The organism is Acinetobacter sp. YH12156 (assembly GCF_013418235.1).
GTDB classification, from domain to species: domain Bacteria; phylum Pseudomonadota; class Gammaproteobacteria; order Pseudomonadales; family Moraxellaceae; genus Acinetobacter; species Acinetobacter pseudolwoffii.
In genome coordinates, this window is sequence record NZ_VPCL01000036.1 from 1 (window position 1) to 1484 (window position 1484).

Consider the following 1484-nt stretch of genomic DNA (forward strand, 5'->3'; position numbering starts at 1 on the left):
GCACTTGGTATCAGCCAGTCGAGCGTCAGCGCGCGTGTGAAAGCGCTGGAGGATAACCTTGGTGTCCTGCTATTTGAGCGCCATGCGCGGGGCGTTCGGCTAACAGACGCAGGCAGGCACTTCATGGAGCGTGTCACGGCGGGTGTCGATCAACTCGATCACGCAGTGAAGACCGCAGGCATGACAGCTCAAGGAGAATACGGCCGGCTTCGCATCGGCATCCATGCCTTAATCCCACGCAGCTTTCTCACGGAGCTGATCCGTCATTATCGGGAAGAACATACGGGCATTGAGGTTGAGATCACCGAAGGCACAGCCCGCGATGCGGTGATGCAGCTTCGTGCTGACCAGCTCGACGTGGTGTTCGTCGCGGGCAAGCCCGAGATGCCCGACTGCCATACCCGACCGATCTGGACCGAACCGCTGGTGGCCGTGCTATCGGATGGGCATCGCCTCGCCGGGCAGTCCGCAATCACTTGGTCCGATCTGGTCGGCGAGACTTTCATTGTTCGCTATGGTGGCACCGGCCCGCAGGTCCATGACCATATCGTGCTGCGCCTTGCCGGGCGTTGGCCCGCACCGTCGATCCGGCGCTTTGATGTGGGGCGCGACACGCTGCTATCTATGGTCGGACAAGGCTTCGGCATCACTATCGTCGGCGAGGCAACGTCATTGTTGCCGACGACCGGCATCGTCTTCCTGCCCTTCCTCGATGAACCGGAGCCGGTTGCCTTTACAGCCGTCTGGTCGCCGTTCAATCGCAACTCCGCACTGAAAAATCTACTCAACCTCGCAGGCAAAATGAAGCGTGACGGCGATTCGCCCAATCGTTTCCTGGATGGCACTCGACCGGCACGATAACGGCACAGGCGATCCATCCTATTTGCCGCCGATAGTATCCGGCAGCCCTCCGGCATCCTCTTTCCTGTTGCCCGTCCCGATTTTGCCTACTCTCTGATCGGCTCCGTCTCTTTTGCCGACTGGAGCCTGCATTGCGCGGAGGCCGAATCCTTTGGGGTCAGATCGCCGTAGTCATCACCATCGTTCTGGTGATGACACTGAGAAATTTGACGATAATCAAAATACTGACCTGCAAAGAAGCGCTGCATACGTCGATAAAATGATTGTGGTAAACACTTGATGGGCAAGGCTTTAGATGCAGAAGAAAGATTACATGTTTGCTTTAAAATAATCACAAGCATGATGAGCGCAAAGCACTTTAAATGTGACTTGTTCCATTTTAGAGATTTGTTTAAGATAAGATATAACTCATTGAGATGTGTCATAGTATTCGTCGTTAGAAAACAATTATTGTGACATTATTTCAATGAGTTATCTATTTTTGTCGTGTACAGAGATTATTATAGAAGCCCCCATGAATAAATCGCTCATCATTTTCGGCATCGTCAACATAACCTCGGACAGTTTCTCCGATGGAGGCCGGTATCTGGCGCCAGACGCAGCCATTGCGCAGGCGCGTAAGC

The 1484-nt window shown here is 53.9% G+C and carries 1 protein-coding gene and 3 pseudogenes; 3 read left to right on the top strand and 1 reads right to left on the bottom strand.

The features are described 5' to 3' along the window. Positions 1-177, top strand: a pseudogene (locus FTU87_RS15265) (LysR family transcriptional regulator); the annotation flags it as partial. Between the two features lie 3 nt (positions 178-180). Further along, positions 181-861, top strand: a complete 681-nt coding sequence (locus tag FTU87_RS14940) for a LysR family substrate-binding domain-containing protein (RefSeq protein ID WP_109354582.1) — start codon at positions 181-183, stop codon at positions 859-861. Positions 862-1058: 197 nt separating this feature from the next. Here the strand turns inward: FTU87_RS14940 and FTU87_RS14945 are convergent. Then, positions 1059-1286, bottom strand: a pseudogene (locus tag FTU87_RS14945) (IS4 family transposase); the annotation flags it as partial. 89 nt (positions 1287-1375) lie between these two features. Between FTU87_RS14945 and FTU87_RS14950 the strand changes: the two are divergent. Continuing rightward, positions 1376-1484 (top strand): annotated as a pseudogene (locus tag FTU87_RS14950) (dihydropteroate synthase); the annotation flags it as partial.

Excerpts from the sequence above, each read along its gene's own strand:
- FTU87_RS14940 (WP_109354582.1), top strand. The coding sequence starts at position 181 with ATGACAGCTCAAGGAGAATACGGCCGGCTTCGCATCGGCATCCATGCC.